Source organism: Flavobacterium sp. PL02 (assembly GCF_035013205.1).
In the GTDB taxonomy this organism is placed as follows: domain Bacteria; phylum Bacteroidota; class Bacteroidia; order Flavobacteriales; family Flavobacteriaceae; genus Flavobacterium.
The window spans coordinates 1426509-1443716 of the sequence record NZ_JAYGJP010000001.1; the positions used below are offsets into that span (position 1 = coordinate 1426509).

Genomic DNA, 17208 nt, shown 5'->3' on the forward strand with positions numbered 1-17208 from the left:
ACATTTTCCATGTTAAAAAAAATAATAGACAGGCCTGTACTGGCTACAGTTATCTCCATTGTATTGGTGATATTAGGTGTCATAAGTCTTACAAGATTATCGGTAACAAGGTTTCCAGATATTGCACCACCAACAGTTATGGTAAGTGGTACTTATCCCGGAGGAAATAGTGAAACCGTTATTCGTTCTGTAGTAACACCACTAGAGGAACAAATAAACGGGGTTGAGAATATGCAGTATATAAAATCTACTGCTAGTAATGACGGATCTTTTTCTATCAGTGTAATTTTTAAACAAGGTGTAGATCCTGATCAGGCTGCGGTAAATGTGCAAAACAGAGTACAGCAAGCAACACCAAAATTGCCGCAAGAAGTTATCAGAATGGGGCTTACGACCTCTAAGCAGCAAAATAGTATGATTGTTATTTTTAATCTTTATACAGATGATAATAACAAATACGATGAGTTGTTTTTGCAAAATTATGCCAACATTAACTTGGTTCCGCAAATAAAGCGAGTTCCGGGAGTAGGTCAGGTTCAGATTTTTGGACAAAAAGATTACTCTATGCGAGTTTGGCTTGATCCACGCAAAATGGCAAATGCGGGCTTAGTACCGTCAGATATAAGTCAGGCAATTGCAGATCAAAGTTTAGAGTCGGCTCCTGGGAAATTAGGAGAAGAATCAAAGTCGGCTTTAGAGTACGTAATCAGGTATAAAGGAAAGAAAAATAAGCCAGAGCAATATGAAAATATTGTGGTTAAAACTGATGGGAATAATATTTTAAGACTTAGAGATGTAGCGCGAGTAGAATTTGGTTCAATTTCTTATAGTGGAGACAATAAATCTAGCGGAAAAAACGCCGTTACAATGGCGATATTACAAACATCAGGTTCGAATGCAAACGACATTGAAATCGGGATTAATAAAGAAGTAGAACGTTTATCTAAATCTTTTCCTCCAGGTATTAAATACGTTAACGTAATGAGTACCAAAGAAAGACTTGACGAAGCAACAGGACAAGTAAAATCGACATTACTAGAAGCTTTTATTCTGGTTTTTATAGTAGTATTTATATTCCTGCAAGACATTCGCTCGACGATTATCCCAGCTATTGCAGTTCCGGTAGCAATTATAGGAACGTTTTTCTTCCTGCTCGTATTTGGATTCACCATAAATATTCTAACGCTTTTTGCCTTGGTTCTTGCGATTGGTATTGTGGTCGATGATGCCATTGTGGTGGTTGAGGCCGTGCATAGTAAGATGGAAGAAGATTCTGGGCTTTCCGCCAAAGAAGCTACTCATAGCGCCATGACAGAGATTACAGGAGCGGTTGTTTCGATAACACTGGTAATGTCGGCAGTATTTATTCCGATTGGATTTATGACAGGATCATCAGGGATTTTCTACACGCAGTTTGCTTATACACTTGCTATTGCAATTATCATTTCGGCAGTAAATGCACTTACGCTTACACCAGCATTATGTGCACTTTTGTTAAAGAACGACCATAATGGTAAACATGAAGGGAATGATCATAAATCAGGATTTAAAGAACGTTTTTTTGTAGGATTCAATACAGGGTTTAACAACTTAACGGGTAAATATATTAAAGGAGTTCGTTTTCTTATAGGCAGAAAATGGCTTGCAGGAGGATTAGTTGTTGGGATAAGTACTATTGCTATCGTAATGATGATGTCTACACCTAAAAGTTTTGTGCCAATGGAAGATGATGGCTTTATGCTTTACAGTTTATCGATGCCTCCGGGAACAGCATTAGATCGTACTACAGCAGTAGTTGAGAAGATTGAAAAAGAACTTTCGACAGTAGAAGCTATTGATAATAATACCAGTATTACAGGTTTTAACATTCTTAGTAATAGTGCCAGTCCTGCCTACGGATTAGGGTTTATAAAATTAAAGCCTAAAAAAGACAGAGGAGCGGTTAAGGATATTGATGAAGTACTAAATATGGTTACGGGCAAATTATCGGGTATAAAAGAAGGTTCGATTATGGTACTCAGAATGCCTCCTGTAGAAGGATTTGGTGTAACAAGTGGTGCCGAGATTGTGCTTCAGGACAGAACAGCGCGTGATCCGGCTACATTAAAAGCGATGACTGATAAAGTGATTGGGCAAATTATGCAACAACCAGGAGTACAATACGCCTATACTACATTTAGAGCAGATTATCCGCAGTTTGAACTAGAAGTAGATGAGGAGAAAGCCAGCCAAATGGGAGTTAACATACGTGAACTTTTAAATAATATCCAGACTTATTTTGCAGGAGATCAGTCGGCAGATTTTACAAGATTCGGAAAGTTTTACCGAGTTAATGTTAAGGCAGATGGTATTTTTAGAACAGACCAAGACGCGTTTAATGAAATATTTGTTAGAAATGCAAAAATGGAAATGGTACCAGTAAAATCTCTTGTTAAGCTTCATAAAGTTTATGGGCCAGAATCTGTAAACCGTTACAATCTTTACAACTCGGTTAATATTACTGCGGTAGCCTTACCAGGATTTAGTAATGGAGAAGTTATGGGTAATCTGGAAAAAGTTCTGGATAAACTCCCATCTGATTATAGTTATGAGTGGACAGGATTAAGTCTTGAAGAGAAAGAGGGAGGAAATCAGACTATTGCCATATTTGGGTTATGTCTTCTATTTGTTTTCTTTTTATTAGCTGCACAATACGAAAGTTATTTATTGCCTCTTGCAGTATTGCTTTCTATCCCAACAGGTATATTAGGAGCTTTTGCGGGAGTTAAAGCAGTAGGGCTTGATAACAACATTTATGTTCAGGTTGGTTTAATTATGTTGGTCGGGCTTTTGGCCAAAAATGCTATTCTTATTGTAGAATTTGCACTTCAAAGACGTTATGCAGGTCTATCTATTACAGAAGCGGCTATCGAGGGAGCCAGATCGAGATTGCGACCTATTATCATGACATCTCTAGCTTTTATTGCGGGTATGATACCATTAATGTTTGCCACAGGAGGAACAGCAGTAGGAAACAGATCTATAAGTGTAAGTGCGGCTATAGGAATGTTTAGTGGCGTTGTTTTGGGAGTTTTTGTAATTCCGTTACTTTTTATACTATTTCAATATTTACAAGAAAAAGTATCGGGTAAGAAGATTGTAATTAAAAATATAAAAGAATAATAATGAGAGTACTATATAAAATTGGAATTTCTTTATTTGCGGGTGTTTTACTAACATCCTGCGTAGTAGGGAAAAAATATTCTCGCACAGATTTAAATGTTCCCGAAAAATATCGTGAAGAGGTAACACTAACCGGAGATACTATTTTACATCCCTGGAAAAATTACTATAAAGATCCATTGTTGGTTGATTTGATAGAGAAAGCCCTCGTTAAAAATAACGAGGTGCTTATCGCTATAAAAAGCATGGAGCAGCTAGACCTTAATTACAAACAAGCAAAATTAGGTCTATTACCAACGCTTGATTTTGATGCAAATGCGAGCCGCAGTTATCAGTCTAAAAACTCACTTAATGGTTCTTTGAGCGCACAGTTTACCAGTAAGGATTATATGGACGATTATAATGCCAATATTCAGTTGTCTTGGGAAGCAGATATATGGGGGAAAGTAACGATGCAGAAAAGAGAGGCTAAAGCCAATTATTTTGCTCAAAAAGAGAATCTTTCGGCTTTAAAAACCAGAATTATTGTTCAGGTTGCGCAATCGTATTATAATCTTTTAGGATTGGATGAACAACTTAAAATTGCACAGAAAAACATCGAATTAAGTGATAACACTTTAAATATGATGAAGCTGCAATATAATTCGGGAGCAATTAGTTCCTTGGCACTTTATCAGACTGAAGCTCAGAAAAAAACAGCTGAGTTATTGGTTCCTTTAGCGAAAGCAAATATTGCAGTTCAGGAAAATGCATTGCAAATTTTATGTGGAGAATATCCGGATAGCATATTACGATCCGGAAATCTGGAAGTAGCAGAATTTGATGTTGTTTTGCCTTCAGGGATTCCAGCATCACTTTTAAGCCGAAGACCAGATGTAAAAGCTGCCGAATACGCTGTTATGTCTGCTAATGCTAAAACAGGATTGGCAAAAGCTACTATGTATCCAACACTGAGCTTGAGACCTTCAATCGGAAAAAATTCATTTGAGTTTGATACTTGGTTTAATTTTCCAGGTTCAGTTACTAAAACTATTGCAGCTAACTTAGCACAGCCAATATTTAGAAAACGTGCTTTAAGAACTGCTTATGAAGTTGCAATTATAGAACAGGAAAAAGCAGTTATTCAGTTTAAGCAATCGTATATAACTGCTGTTGGAGAAGTAAATGATGCCATGTCTCAATTAAAATATGCCGATGAACGCATGGAACTCGCGACAGAAAAAGCAGTTTCTTTAGACAAAGCAACTTCTGATGCGACATTGCTATATAAAAGTGGTATGGTAACTTATCTAGATGTTATTGTTGCCCAAAATGGTGCTTTACAAAATGACTTAGATGTTGTTAGTATAAAGTTAGAAAAACTAAATGCTGCAATAAATCTATATCGTGCTTTAGGCGGCGGAGTGCAATAGATAGTTTTAAGTAAAAAACCTGTTGGGTGTAATAAAATTTAACACATAGAAACATAGATTTTGAATTCTCAAAAAAAGTCGTTTCACTTATTTTAAATACACATAGCTAGAATTATGTGAAAGAAATGTATTTCTTTTTGAGTTCTTTATTTACACATAAAATCTATGTTTCTATGTGTTAAATAAAATTTTTAAGATACAAGCAAGGAAACAAACGGAGTAATTACATCCAAGGAGTTAAAAGAATCCATCGTCTCTATAAATTATTATAAAGATGATGGATTTTATTTTTCTCCCATTTTACAAGGGTTGCAGCGTGTTTTTGATTTTATTTGTTCAAATTTCAGCTATATTAAAAACCAAATCGAATGTTATGTCGTAAATGCTTTTATAACTAAAAAATTAAATTATGAAAACGAAAAGCATTTTAGCAGCAGCATTTTTTGCATTAGTATTTGGAGCAACTTCTTTCGCTCAAAAATCAGTTATGGTTGGTGGAGCAGCAATGTACCCAAACAAAAATATTATCGAGAATGCCGTAAACTCAAAAGACCACACCACATTAGTAGCAGCAGTAAAAGCGGCTGGTTTGGTAGAAACATTAGAAAGTAAAGGACCCTTCACTGTTTTTGCTCCAACAAACGAAGCATTTAATAAATTACCAAAAGGAACAGTTGAAACATTATTGAAACCAGAAAACATTAAAACGTTGCAAAATATTTTGACCTACCATGTTGTGGCTGGAAAAATGAATGCAGCCGATATTGCCAAAGCAATAAAAATGGGTGGAGGTAAAGCAACATTAAAAACTGTAAGTGGTGGGACACTAACAGCTTGGATGAAAGGAAAAGATTTGTATATAAGCGACGAAAGTGGTAATAAAGCAAAAGTAACCATCGCAGACGTAAACCAATCAAATGGTGTAATTCACGCAATTGATACGGTATTATTACCAAAAAAATAAATGCACTGATTGTCCCAATAATCAAAAAAAGTCCTGTATGTTGTACAGGACTTTTTTGTATTTATTAGGAATGTATAGATTTAATCTAAAGCACGTTTTGTAACGTAATAACGGTAACCAATTATTGCCATTTGCCATTTTTTGGCTTTTGTAATATCAAGTCCTCGCTTGGTAAAACTGGGTAAAATCAATTTGTTTATCTGAGCTAGAATTTTATACATAAGAGTAGGATTTTTTTCAAAGATATAAAAAAAGACTTTGTAGTGTTACAAAGCCTTCTTTCATTGGATTCTCAAATATTATTTTACTAAAAGTTTATCTATTTTGGTTAGCATTTCTTTTGCATTTGCATTTTCTGGCGAAAGAGCTAAAACTTTTTGATAAGTCTGTTTAGAAATCTCAAGTTGACCATTATTAAAATAGCCTTCGGCCAGGCTATCAAATGCATTTCCTGATTTAGGATTTTCTTTTGTATTTAATTCGAATACTTTTATAGCATCATTTATTCTTCCGTAATTCATTAGAGTATAGCCAACAACGTTTAATCGGTATTCAAAATTCCATTCAGGATGATTCTTTTTCAAGGCAAGATAATTTTGCTCAGATTTAGCAATATCTAATTTTAAAAAATCTTGTGTTGTCTTTTCATCTGCTAATAAGTAATCATCGATTAAGATTTTATCTACAATTCCTGCTACATGATTAATTACTTGAGACTGTACATATAAATTATCATATTTATGTCCATTGGATAAAAAGATAATTGTCATATCGTTTTTAACGAACTTTCTAAAAGCAGTTTCATTACCTCCTGTAAAACCATACGAAAGAATTTTGTTTACAGGGTAAAAGTCCCATCCATATCCAAAGTTTTCATCACTTTTAGTGTATTTAAACGGCTCCCACATCGAATATTTTGTTTCCTTTTTTAAGAAAGTATTCTTATCCAGATTTTCATTCCAACGAATAAATTCTGGCAACGTTATGTTCAAACCATTAGCAGAATGACCATCAGAACCACTATTTAAAGTGTTTTTTACATACTTTTTGGTTTTACTGTCATAGTTATATCTAAACGCACTATTAGGAAAGCTTTTGCCAAAGTCTGATGAAAAATAAACACCTGATTTTACTCCTGGAAATTGATTTTTTAAGATGTATTCTTCAAAAGGTAAACCAGTTATTTTTTCAATAATCTTAGCAAGAAAAAAATAATTGGTTTGATTATAACTGTATTGTTCTCCTGTTGCAAATTCCATTGGTTTGGTTGATAATATTGCAATTTTTTTATCATAAGGTAAAGTAATCGGAATATCTTCGAACATTACAATATCTGGCAAACCAGAAGAATGAGACAATAAATTAGCAACTTTTATCCCTTGCCATTCTTTTGGGAGATTATCCAGATATTTTGATATTGGATCTTCCAGCGATAATTTTCCTTTTTCTATAAGTTGAAATATCCCAACATTTGTAATTAATTTTGTTGTAGAGAAAATCTTGAAAGCGGTGTTTTTATCTACCTGTTTATTATCCTCAAAAGAAGCTGTACCATAGTATTTTTCATAGATAACTTTTCCGTCTTTAATAACAGCCAGTGCTACTCCGGGAATTTCATTTATTTCGATTACTTCATTAATGTAAGTATCGATTTTTTGCTTTATTTCCTTTTGATTGCTATCTGCTTTTTGACCAAAACAGATGCTAAAAATGAGTAGAAATATTGAAATTAAAAATGTTTCTTTCATAGTAACAATTAAGGGGTGATGCATGTATTCTTATGATTTTTGATTAGAGATGGATGACGTTTTTTATTTGGATTTATTTTCCTTTTCAAATTTTCGCATCTCCTTTTCATGGTTCTTCATCTCTTTTTCATATACTTTCATCTCTTGATCGAAATTCTTCATTTCCTGATTAAAGTTTTCCATTTCTTGATTAAACTTCACCATTTCCTTATCATAAATAGCTTGACGTTTTGCCATTACAGCTTCTACTTCTTTTTCATAAGCAGACATATTTGGTTCAAAAGCATCCATCTTCTTCTGAAATTCTTCCATTGCTTTGTTGAATTTTTGCATTGCTTTTTCATCATTTACATCTTTTGGATGTACAGGAGGTTTAGGCATTTTAGACATGTCAATATTTGCAACAGGCATTGGTCCTTCAGGAAATTCTGGAGCATCAGGTGGTGTTGGAGGCGTAGGAGGTATAGGAAAATCTTCATCGTTATTATAACTTTCGGCTCCTTCTGAACTTTCACTTAGAGTTACAGGCTGATGAGTTTCTTTGCCAGTTTGCAAATTAATAGTTTCAGTACCATCTTCATTTTTTATTATAACAACACCAAAAGGTTTTATGGCTTCGTTACCGCTAGTTTGCATGATTTGCGATTTACCATTCTTTCTTTTTATGTCAACTCTTATTCCGGTTAATTCATTATCAGAATTTCTTGTTACTTCTGTAAATGCAACAATTACTTCATGATTTGTTTTTAATTTTTGCACAATTTCATCTAATTCTTTATCAGTTGTATTCTTTTTAATTTTGTACACAAATACATCCTTCGCGTCAGATTTTGTATTTATAACAATATCTTCTTTTGCTTCTTTTGCTTCTTTTTCCTGGGCAATAACTTTAACTTGAAATAAGAATACAAATGCTCCTAATACGGGAAGAACTAAGGCATACTTCCAGTAATTTTTCTTTTTTGATTGATTTTTGTTTAACATGACGATTCGTTTTTTGATTAATGATTGATAAAAGTGATTGGTGATTGCAACACAATTTTCATGTGTTGTTATTTTTAAAAGCGTGTATTGATACGCTTTTTTGTCGGTAATTTTTTTCAAAGCTTCAGCATCGGCAATGAATTCTAAGTTTTGCATAATAGCTTTCTTGTACAACCAAACGATTGGGTTAAACCAGAATACGATACAAAATATCCTAGTTATCAATACGTCGGTAGTGTGATTTTGTTCGCTATGAATTTTTTCATGTTCCAGAATATTCTCCAATTCGCTCGTATTGTACAGTGATGAGTTGTACACGATATAATTGAAGAAAGAAAACGGAGCAATATTCTCAGAAACATCTACAAACTTAAAATCGGCTTGGTTTTGAATGGTTTGTCCTTTAATAACCTTTTTAAGACTATAAAAGTCGAAGGCAAATTTTAATAATAATAAAGTGATGATTGAAACATATAATATAACGAGACACAGGTTTAAATGTGTGTCAAACCAACTTTGCTCTACAGGAACTGTTTTAATTGTGGTATTTATAGAAGAGGTAAAATTGGTACGAGTAGGAGCAACCCAAACTATTTTGGTGTAAACTACAAATGGCAATACAATCGATGTGATTAATCCCGATAATAAAAACCATCTATTGCTATTAAAGAAAGTTTCTTTTCGCAATAAAATGTAATACGCCAAATAAAACAAGGTGATTAGTCCGCTAGTTTTAAGAATATAGATAAAAATTGCCTCCATAAATTATTATTTTTTGTTTTCTATCATGTCTAAGATTTCACGTAACTCATCGGCCGAAATTTTTTCTTCTTTGGCAAAAAAGGAAACCATATTCTTATACGAACTATTAAAATAATTATCAATTGCGGTACTCATAAAGCGCTTGCTATATTCTTTTAGAGTTACTACAGGATAGTATTGGTGTGTGTTTCCAAAAGGAGTATGTGCCACAAAGCCTTTCTCTTCTAAGTTTCTTACAATGGTCGATAGGGTGTTGTAATGCGGTTGATCCTCAGTAATTTCTGCTTGGATTTCTTTTACAAAAGCTTTATTCAACTTCCATAAAATGTGCATTATCTCTTCTTCTTTGTTGGTTAACTTTTGCATGTTTTCTAATTTTAATTCAAACTTACAACTAATTCTATAGTTATACAACTATAAATGCAGTTATTTAACTATTTTTATAGTTAGTTATAAAATAGATAGATGCAATTAGAAACGTATTTCAGGTTTAAGATATTGTTTTACAGTGATTTAATTTGTTTTGAGGAAAGGGTTTTGTGTTATTACAAAATGCTATTTTCTTTTTGTAATTCTTTTTGAATCCAAATACAACATGCGGTTGCAGCCAATCCGATAGTTCCCATTATAAACCAATTAGACTGATATCCTAATCGGGTAATGAATTCAAAACCTACTTTAGAACTAATAATATGTGCCAGACTAAAGCTCATGGTGTATAAAGCCATGTATCGTCCTTCTTGACCGCGAGGGGCTCTGCTTAAAGCAAAAGCATTAGAGAAAGGAAAATTCAATATTTCGCCCACCGAAACCATAATCATTGCAAACACAAGTACTCCAGCCCAAACATTAATTAATAATAGGTAGAAACTAGAGGCCATTAATAAGGTTCCGTAGGTAATTATTTTTATTTTCGGGAAAGCTTTGCGTTCTAAATAACTTACTAATGGCATTTCTAATGAAAATATCATAAGTCCGTTTAAGGTCATTAATAGCCCCGTTTGTAATTCGCTTAAGCCAAATTTTTCATTGTGATATAAAGGTAAAGTGGTAAAAAGCTGGAAGAAAACCATTGCAGTTGCAAAACTCACAAATAAGAACACCCAGAATATCTTATCTCTAAATACCGATTTTGGTTCGCTTATTATATCATGGCTACTATCATAAACTGGTTTTTTCTTCTCTTTTACTAATAATGCAAAAATTGAAATCGAAAGAATACAAGAAGCTCCATCTACCCAAAATAATCCCTGATAACCAATTCCCATAATAATTAAACCTCCTAATGCAGGACCAGCAGCAAAACCAAGATTTACCGCAAGACGTACCAATGTTAAGGCACGGGTTCTATTTTCGGGTTTGGCATAAGCACTAAGGGAAACATACATTGCAGGGCGAAACATATCGGCAACAGTCATAATAGCAAACATACCCAAACACAATGACCAGAAAGTGGTTATGTATTGCAAAAAGAATAGGGCAACACCACTTGTAAATAAGCTAAATACCATTATTTTGTAAAAACCTATTTTATCGGATAGTTTACCACCAAGCCAGGAACCTAACATAGATCCTAAACCAAATGCTACCATAATCCAGCCCACTTCGTTATATGTAAACTGAAGGTCTTCTTTTAAATACTTGGATAAAAAAGGGAGAACCATAGTTCCTGCACGGTTAATAAAAGTAACAAGTGTAAGTATCCAAATCTCTCTAGAAAATCCTCTAAAATTATTAATATAGCGTTGAAAGGCGGTGATTAGCATTATAAATGGGTTATATATGCAAAGTTATAAAACTTTGTAACTTACAGACTTTGTTGCTTTGTTACTTTTAAACTATTTTTGCTAAAATTTATACGATGAAAAACCTAATTCTATTTTTGACGCTTTTGGCTTTAAATTTTGGTATTGCCCAAGAAAAATTTGATCGTGCTGCTGCCGAAAATTTCCAAAAGACAATTAATGGAGAATATGCAGATGCAAAGACGAGTCCGTTATTGCCAGAAGATTTAAAAACATTCCAGACATTAGATTTTTATCCAATAAATGAAAAATATGCTGTTGTGGCTAAATTTGTGAAAGCCAAAAAAGAGAAACCTTTTGAGATGAAAACTTCTACAGCCAGAAAGCCAATGTATATAAAATACGGAACCGTATATTTTACCATTGATGGAGTAGACTTACAACTAAATGTATATCGCAACATCGACCTTTCTAAAAAAGAGGAATATAAAGATTATTTATTCCTTCCATTCTCGGATTTAACTTCTGGGAAAGAAACTTATATAGGAGGAAGATATATTGATTTAAAAATTCCAAAAGGAAATACAATCGTAATCGATTTTAATCAGGCATATAACCCATATTGCGCTTATAACCATAAATATTCTTGCCCGATTGTACCTTTAGAAAATGATTTGAACGTGGCGATTGAAGCAGGCGTTAAAAAGTTTCATGATTAATGCAATTTTTTAATTTCCATACACATAAATCAGCAAATCATCCAGATGTTCTGGATTTAGTAAATCAATACCCTAATGAATTTGACGAAACTATTCCGTTTTATTCTATCGGGATTCATCCTTGGTATATTATAGAGGAAAGAATTGAGGCTGAACTGGAAATTATAGATAAAAAATTGGCTACAGCAAATTGTCTTGCCGTTGGCGAATGTGGTTTGGATAAACGAACAGAAGTTTCGTTTGAATTACAGAAATCAGTTTTTGAAAAACAATTACTTCTAGCCGAAAAGCATCAAAAACCAGTCGTGATTCATTGCGTAGCAGCGTTTCAGGAAGTAATTGCTTTAAAGAAAAAACTAGGAATTACTGTTCCTATGATTATTCATGGTTTTTCTAAAAATCAGCAAGTCGCCAAGCAACTTTTGGATAACGGATTTTATATTTCTTTTGGAAAATATCTAATCAAGAACCCTGATTTGGAAGCGGTTTTTAAAAATATTCCCAATAATCGATTTTTTTTAGAAACAGATACAATCGAAGAAACGATAGAAATAGTGTATGCTTTGGCAGCAAAATATAAAAACATAACAATTGAAGAATTACAGCAGTTAATATCAAGTAATTTTGCAACTGTTTTTAATAAACAAAAATTGGATTTTTAAACTTCAATAACATTAAACTTTAAACAAAAAATATATGGCAGAGTGGACGGAAAGAGCCGAATTATTATTTAAAAAAGAAGGATTAGATAATCTTAAAAATTCACACGTTCTTGTAGTAGGATTAGGAGGAGTAGGGTCTTTTGCAGCAGAGTTTTTGGCAAGAGCAGGTGTAGGAACAATGACAATTGTAGATGGAGATGTAGTAGATATTACAAATATAAACAGACAATTGCCAGCATTACATTCGACAGTTGGGCAACCTAAAGTTACAATTGTTGGGGATCGTTTGATAGATATTAACCCAGAATTAAAATTAATACGTGTTCAGGAGTTTCTTTCGCCAGAGCGCGCTTTTGAGATAGTTACTGAGGAGTTTGATTATGTTTTGGATTGTATTGATAGTGTTACTCCAAAACTAAATTTGATTATTGCTGCCAAACGCAAACGTGTAAAAATCATTAGCAGCATGGGAGCAGGTGGAAAGATGGAAGCTGCAAAAGTGAAAGTAACCGATATTAGCAATACTGTAAATTGTTATTTTGCAAAAACCATCCGCAGAAGATTAAAAGAGGTTAAAATAGATAAACTGAAAGTGATTTTTTCTTCAGAAATTCAGGATGAATCGAGTTTAAAAATGACTGACGGATCTAATTTCAAAAAATCATTTTATGGTACAAACAGTTATATGCCAGGATTATTTGGTTTATATGCTGCCGAAACCGTGATTCGTTATTTGCTCAAGAAGTAGTTTTGTTGTAAGATGATAGATGCAAGATGCAAGATGCAAGATTTATTGGAAGTATCCATTAGATTGTATAAACTCATTTATTCTTTTAAATCTCTGCGACGTAAAGAATAGTGAATAGTCTATATTATAGTAAATGCTCTAAATAAATAATATTTCCACAATATAAAAAAACTATGCGTCTTTGTTACTTAGTGCCTCAGAACCTTAGAAAAAAACCTTTGAACCTTTGCAACTTAGAACCTTAAAAAGAAAAAATGATAAAAACAGTAATTTTTGATATGGACGGTGTAATTGTAGATACGGAACCCGTACATTATTATGCTTACCACAAACAATTTGAGGAATTAAATATCGATGTAACCGATGAGGTTTATGCTTCGTTTACAGGATTTTCGACTCGAAATACGTTTCAGAAACTAAAAGAGACTTTTGTGATAGAGCAAGAGGTGGAAGATTTGATTCAGAGAAAAAGAACTATTTTTAATGATGCTTTCGATACCAAAGAAGATTTATACCTGCTAGATGGTGTTGAGGATTTAATTAAAGATTTATATGTGAATGGGATGCAATTGATTCTGGCTTCATCTGCTTCTAAAGTTACTATCGAACGTGTTTTTACTCGTTTTAATTTGTATCAATATTTTACAGACATCGTAAGTGGGGAAGATTTTCCTCAATCGAAACCAAATCCGGCAATTTTTTTACATGCAGCATCGTTGTCTAAAGGACCTAAAGAAAACTGTATTATTATCGAAGACAGTACAAATGGAGTAAAAGCTGCAAAAGGAGCAGGGATATATTGTGTGGGATATAATAGCGAGCATTCTAAAATGCAAGATTTATCTGATGCAGATGTAATTATCAACCATTTTGATGAATTAAACTTTGAAAAAATAGTAAAAATTAAGTCTACCATTAGGTAATTATTAACAATTAAAACTAATTGAATTCGTAATTTTGAGGAAACAAAAAAACTATATATAAATGAAAAAAATACTTATTGCCCTAGCAATTGTTATTGCTCCATTTGTTGCCGAAGCACAAATGAAAACACCTCAATCGAGTCCTAAAGCTGTTGTAAACCAAATTGTTGGTCTGACAGATGTAGAAGTGGTTTACTCTAGACCTGGTGCTAGAGGTAGAGCAGTATTTGGTAATTTGGTGCCGTTTGGTAAATTATGGAGAACGGGTGCTAACGAAAATACAGTAATATCATTTAGTGATGATGTTGTAATTGACGGTAAAACATTGAAAAAAGGTAAATATGCTATTTATACTATTCCAAAAATTGAAAGCTGGGATGTTATTTTTTACTCAAAAACGGATAACTGGGGATTACCAGAAAACTGGAATGAAGCTGATGTAGCTTTAAAAACTACTGTAAAAGAAGAGGCTTTAAACAAAGCTGTTGAAACGTTTACTATCGGAATCAATAATTTAGATCCTAATTCTGGAACTATCGATATTGCATGGGAGAATTCTTCTGTATCAGTAAAATTTGAAGTTCCTACAGATAAAATTGCTTCAGAAAGTATCAAAAGAGTATTGGCTGGACCAACATCAAATGATTATTTTAACGCTGCACAATACTTTTTTCAAACTAAAGGAGGCGATATCGCTAAAGCAAGAGAATATGTTGACAAAGCATTAGAGTTAAGCGCTGATAAACCATTCTATTTTTACAGACTTAAATCATTAATCCAAGCGAAACAAGGAGACAAAAAAGGAGCTGTTGAAACTGCTAAAGTTTCACTTGCTGCTGCTGAAGCTGCTAAAAATCAGGATTACGTAAAAATGAATAAAGACAGTATTTCTGAGTGGAGTAAATAATAATTTATTCTATCTTAATTTAAAAATCCCATTTCGGAAATATTCGAAATGGGATTTTTGTTTTGAGTGGTTAGATGCGTTTATTTATATAAAAGTTCTTGAGGATATTCTTCTATTAAATCACGTAAAATGTAATCATAATAAGCCTTTGAGTATTTAGGATTTTTCGCTTTCATGCTATCTATTTCCTGTAATGTTTTATCTCTGCCATTAAGATATAGTTTCATGACAAAATATTGTGTATACAGTAAGGAATCGTTGGGAGTACTTGTAATTTTATTTTGTATTAAATCGATATTTTTATAAATATACTTTTTCGAAAGTTCCATATCTTTCTGATTGTTTAAAGACTTAATTAAATTACTGGTAATTTCTTTTTGATATTTATCGAGTATAGTATCCTCTTGTAATAATTTTTCTAATTCATCATATTTTTTCATGTACATTAATAGGGGTAAGACTAACTCTTTGTTGTCGTTGGTAATACCTTCTTCCTTATAAACTGTATTCTCATTTAATGATTTATAACTCTTTTCGAGAAACTTTTGATTCTTTGTTTTATAATATTCAGTTAAATACTGATTTGCTATTTTAAGCGAATTAGTATCGTTTAAATTATCTTTTTTATTACACGATAATAGTATTACACAGCTTATTAAATAGATTAAATTTTTCATAGTTTATTTGTTAGTCAAAATAAATTTTTAGTCTATTTGATACTTACTTCTTTTTAGAATAAAAAAAAGTAATAAGGTGATAATTAAAGCGGTTAAAAACACATAAAGTCTAAGATTGGTACTAGTTGTTCCTCCTACATTATCCCATGGCGCGCCTAATGTAATTGTAGTAAGAATTGCTTCTACAAGACCAATGAATATTCTACCAAATATCTCACTTATTCCTTCGCCACAATCTTTGCAAACAGAAAAACCATAAATAAATCCCGTTAATGGAAACGAAAATATAATTCCTATAATTGCGGAAATAAAGAGCAATTTTCTTTCTGATGTTGTCTTTTTTTCCATCGATTAATTATTTTTCGAGTTACTTAATGGTTATGACTTATTTATGTATTGTGTTTGCTACGAAGTTAGGAGAGTTCATAGAGTAATCAAAATAATTATTTAATTATATGACACATAGGCTTCTATTTTTCGTGTTCTTTTGATTTAAAACGCTTGAATTCGGCATAGTATTTACTTGTGCAACTTTCGTCCAGGAAGATATCCGGTAGTGCTGATTTGTGATCTGTGCCTTTAACGGACTATACAAAAAAAAGATAAGTTATATTGTTTGTGAATACAGAAAGAATTTTAGCGCTATCGTTGTGTACATCCGAGCCATCTAGTTATTCTTTATCTTGTCCCGTTGCTTTCATATAATCTCTAAATTGTTGTTCCCAAATAGGACTTTCATAACTGATTCCTCCATAAAGATAACTTCCGTCTTTTTCAGTATTAAGACCGAAATTTTTGGTGCATTTTTTATTTGTTATCATGTTACTATGACTTTTTCCTCGAATAAAATTATTCTTATTTTTATCTAATGATTTTAAAATTCTATCATAAAATTCTGGTGCTTTCCTAAAGTCTCCAATATTTACTTCAAAATCATATGCCATAAGTATATTGTCTTTAAATTTTAAATTAAACGCAATAGTTTTTTTTTCTTTCAGAAGGATGATATTTTCATTGAATGTTACAATATCAATTCCATAAACACTTTCTTTCTTGAATTTTCTTTTTAATGATTTACTGTCCTTTATAAATTGAGCATAATTTGTCCCCAATGTAAAATCCCTTATACCTATTTCTTTAAAAAATAATTGACAGCTATCTTGTTTCACGTTTTGTGAAATTGCTGTAAAATAGAATAAACTAAAAACTATAATGATTGCTTTTAATTTCATGTTTTATTCCCTTTATCATCATATACAGTTGAATAAGAGTACTTATAAAAGCCATTGTCAATTAACTCCTTTTGCGTTATTGGTTTATTTAGATAGTGATTGATTTTATCTGTTTTTTGACAGGAAATAAGGTGCAGTGCTATTAATAATGGTAATATTATTTTCATTTTGTTGTTATTTTTAATCCATAATCTTCCAATTCTCTCAAGATATCTCTTTTCTCTTTTTTGGGCTCCTTATCTGCTCTTTGAGCAGATATATAACCATTTGCACTTTCTCGTTTATACTCTTGGATTACTGTCATTTCATCCAAATAAACTGGTCCTTTTATAGGGAAAGTGTATTCTGCAAGACTAAATTGTGGTTCTATACTTAAAGGCAGTCCTAGGATTTTCATGGCAGTATCAGCTATTATAGGAGTTTTTCCAGGTGTAAACCACAGCTATTATCCGTTACGTTTTTTTTTGTTTAAAAAGTCTATTCTTATAAAGAACCTATTAATCTAAATCCTTTCTTATTGGAATGGGGATGAAGTCGTGAGACTTCGTACAGCGATAACGATT

The 17208-nt window shown here is 32.5% G+C and carries 17 protein-coding genes; 8 read left to right on the plus strand and 9 right to left on the minus strand.

Going from position 1 to position 17208, the window contains the following annotated elements; genetic code table 11:
* Positions 1-9 precede the first annotated feature (9 nt).
* From SHI72_RS06035 to SHI72_RS06045, 3 genes are all read left to right on the plus strand, one after another.
* Complete coding sequence (locus tag SHI72_RS06035) at positions 10-3162, plus strand: efflux RND transporter permease subunit (RefSeq protein ID WP_086894067.1); 3153 nt, start codon at positions 10-12, stop codon at positions 3160-3162.
* A gap of 2 nt (positions 3163-3164) precedes the next feature.
* The gene (locus tag SHI72_RS06040) at positions 3165-4574 is read left to right on the plus strand and encodes a TolC family protein (protein WP_323489362.1); all 1410 of its coding nucleotides are present in this window, start codon (positions 3165-3167) and stop codon (positions 4572-4574) included.
* A gap of 409 nt (positions 4575-4983) precedes the next feature.
* Positions 4984-5538: a fasciclin domain-containing protein gene (locus SHI72_RS06045; protein WP_323489363.1), complete on the plus strand. Its 555-nt coding sequence runs from the start codon at positions 4984-4986 to the stop codon at positions 5536-5538.
* A gap of 80 nt (positions 5539-5618) precedes the next feature.
* On the opposite strand, the gene SHI72_RS06050 is transcribed toward SHI72_RS06045, so the two are convergent.
* The 5 genes from SHI72_RS06050 to SHI72_RS06070 form a co-directional block, all read right to left on the minus strand.
* On the minus strand, positions 5619-5759 hold the full coding sequence (locus SHI72_RS06050; protein WP_039115357.1) for a hypothetical protein: 141 nt from the start codon (positions 5757-5759) through the stop codon (positions 5619-5621).
* Positions 5760-5837: 78 nt separating this feature from the next.
* A complete protein-coding gene (locus tag SHI72_RS06055) occupies positions 5838-7286 on the minus strand; it encodes a serine hydrolase (protein WP_323489364.1) in 1449 nt (482 codons plus the stop codon).
* A gap of 63 nt (positions 7287-7349) precedes the next feature.
* Complete coding sequence (locus SHI72_RS06060; RefSeq protein WP_323489365.1) at positions 7350-9032, minus strand: M56 family metallopeptidase; 1683 nt, start codon at positions 9030-9032, stop codon at positions 7350-7352.
* A 6-nt stretch (positions 9033-9038) separates the two neighbouring features.
* The gene (locus SHI72_RS06065) at positions 9039-9398 is read right to left on the minus strand and encodes a BlaI/MecI/CopY family transcriptional regulator (RefSeq protein ID WP_035621639.1); all 360 of its coding nucleotides are present in this window, start codon (positions 9396-9398) and stop codon (positions 9039-9041) included.
* A 179-nt stretch (positions 9399-9577) separates the two neighbouring features.
* On the minus strand, positions 9578-10798 hold the full coding sequence (locus SHI72_RS06070) for an MDR family MFS transporter (protein ID WP_039115361.1): 1221 nt from the start codon (positions 10796-10798) through the stop codon (positions 9578-9580).
* Between the two features lie 95 nt (positions 10799-10893).
* Between SHI72_RS06070 and SHI72_RS06075 the strand changes: the two genes are divergently transcribed.
* The 5 genes from SHI72_RS06075 to SHI72_RS06095 all read left to right on the plus strand — a co-directional run bounded on the left by SHI72_RS06075 (position 10894) and on the right by SHI72_RS06095 (position 14736).
* A complete protein-coding gene (locus tag SHI72_RS06075) occupies positions 10894-11496 on the plus strand; it encodes a DUF1684 domain-containing protein (RefSeq protein ID WP_323489366.1) in 603 nt (200 codons plus the stop codon).
* Positions 11496-12158, plus strand: coding sequence for a TatD family hydrolase (locus SHI72_RS06080; protein WP_323489367.1), 663 nt, complete (start codon positions 11496-11498; stop codon positions 12156-12158). The genes SHI72_RS06075 and SHI72_RS06080 overlap by 1 nt, the downstream gene beginning before the upstream one ends.
* Before the next feature lie 34 nt (positions 12159-12192).
* Positions 12193-12906, plus strand: coding sequence for a tRNA threonylcarbamoyladenosine dehydratase (locus SHI72_RS06085; protein ID WP_323489368.1), 714 nt, complete (start codon positions 12193-12195; stop codon positions 12904-12906).
* A gap of 254 nt (positions 12907-13160) precedes the next feature.
* Entirely contained in the window at positions 13161-13829 is a 669-nt protein-coding gene (locus SHI72_RS06090) for an HAD family hydrolase (protein ID WP_323489369.1), read from the plus strand.
* Between the two features lie 61 nt (positions 13830-13890).
* On the plus strand, positions 13891-14736 hold the full coding sequence (locus SHI72_RS06095; protein ID WP_039115369.1) for a DUF2911 domain-containing protein: 846 nt from the start codon (positions 13891-13893) through the stop codon (positions 14734-14736).
* A gap of 80 nt (positions 14737-14816) precedes the next feature.
* On the opposite strand, the gene SHI72_RS06100 is transcribed toward SHI72_RS06095, so the two are convergent.
* The 4 genes from SHI72_RS06100 to SHI72_RS06115 all read right to left on the minus strand — a co-directional run bounded on the left by SHI72_RS06100 (position 14817) and on the right by SHI72_RS06115 (position 17042).
* Positions 14817-15413, minus strand: a complete 597-nt coding sequence (locus SHI72_RS06100; protein WP_323489370.1) for a hypothetical protein — start codon at positions 15411-15413, stop codon at positions 14817-14819.
* A gap of 27 nt (positions 15414-15440) precedes the next feature.
* Positions 15441-15761 carry a hypothetical protein gene (locus tag SHI72_RS06105; RefSeq protein ID WP_323489371.1) on the minus strand — a complete coding sequence of 107 codons (321 nt, stop codon included), beginning with the start codon at positions 15759-15761 and terminating at the stop codon, positions 15441-15443.
* Between the two features lie 323 nt (positions 15762-16084).
* Positions 16085-16645: a hypothetical protein gene (locus SHI72_RS06110; RefSeq protein ID WP_323489372.1), complete on the minus strand. Its 561-nt coding sequence runs from the start codon at positions 16643-16645 to the stop codon at positions 16085-16087.
* A 163-nt stretch (positions 16646-16808) separates the two neighbouring features.
* Positions 16809-17042, minus strand: coding sequence for a hypothetical protein (locus tag SHI72_RS06115; RefSeq protein ID WP_323489373.1), 234 nt, complete (start codon positions 17040-17042; stop codon positions 16809-16811).
* Positions 17043-17208: the final 166 nt, after the last annotated feature.

Coding starts and splice junctions, on each gene's coding strand:
- SHI72_RS06035 (WP_086894067.1), top strand. CDS start 10: ATGTTAAAAAAAATAATAGACAGGCCTGTACTGGCTACAGTTATCTCC.
- SHI72_RS06095 (WP_039115369.1), top strand. CDS start 13,891: ATGAAAAAAATACTTATTGCCCTAGCAATTGTTATTGCTCCATTTGTT.
- SHI72_RS06085 (WP_323489368.1), top strand. CDS start 12,193: ATGGCAGAGTGGACGGAAAGAGCCGAATTATTATTTAAAAAAGAAGGA.
- SHI72_RS06045 (WP_323489363.1), top strand. CDS start 4,984: ATGAAAACGAAAAGCATTTTAGCAGCAGCATTTTTTGCATTAGTATTT.
- SHI72_RS06040 (WP_323489362.1), top strand. CDS start 3,165: ATGAGAGTACTATATAAAATTGGAATTTCTTTATTTGCGGGTGTTTTA.
- SHI72_RS06090 (WP_323489369.1), top strand. CDS start 13,161: ATGATAAAAACAGTAATTTTTGATATGGACGGTGTAATTGTAGATACG.
- SHI72_RS06080 (WP_323489367.1), top strand. CDS start 11,496: ATGCAATTTTTTAATTTCCATACACATAAATCAGCAAATCATCCAGAT.
- SHI72_RS06105 (WP_323489371.1), bottom strand. CDS start 15,761: ATGGAAAAAAAGACAACATCAGAAAGAAAATTGCTCTTTATTTCCGCA.
- SHI72_RS06070 (WP_039115361.1), bottom strand. CDS start 10,798: ATGCTAATCACCGCCTTTCAACGCTATATTAATAATTTTAGAGGATTT.
- SHI72_RS06110 (WP_323489372.1), bottom strand. CDS start 16,645: ATGAAATTAAAAGCAATCATTATAGTTTTTAGTTTATTCTATTTTACA.
- SHI72_RS06100 (WP_323489370.1), bottom strand. CDS start 15,413: ATGAAAAATTTAATCTATTTAATAAGCTGTGTAATACTATTATCGTGT.
- SHI72_RS06075 (WP_323489366.1), top strand. CDS start 10,894: ATGAAAAACCTAATTCTATTTTTGACGCTTTTGGCTTTAAATTTTGGT.
- SHI72_RS06050 (WP_039115357.1), bottom strand. CDS start 5,759: ATGTATAAAATTCTAGCTCAGATAAACAAATTGATTTTACCCAGTTTT.
- SHI72_RS06060 (WP_323489365.1), bottom strand. CDS start 9,032: ATGGAGGCAATTTTTATCTATATTCTTAAAACTAGCGGACTAATCACC.
- SHI72_RS06055 (WP_323489364.1), bottom strand. CDS start 7,286: ATGAAAGAAACATTTTTAATTTCAATATTTCTACTCATTTTTAGCATC.
- SHI72_RS06115 (WP_323489373.1), bottom strand. CDS start 17,042: ATGAAAATCCTAGGACTGCCTTTAAGTATAGAACCACAATTTAGTCTT.
- SHI72_RS06065 (WP_035621639.1), bottom strand. CDS start 9,398: ATGCAAAAGTTAACCAACAAAGAAGAAGAGATAATGCACATTTTATGG.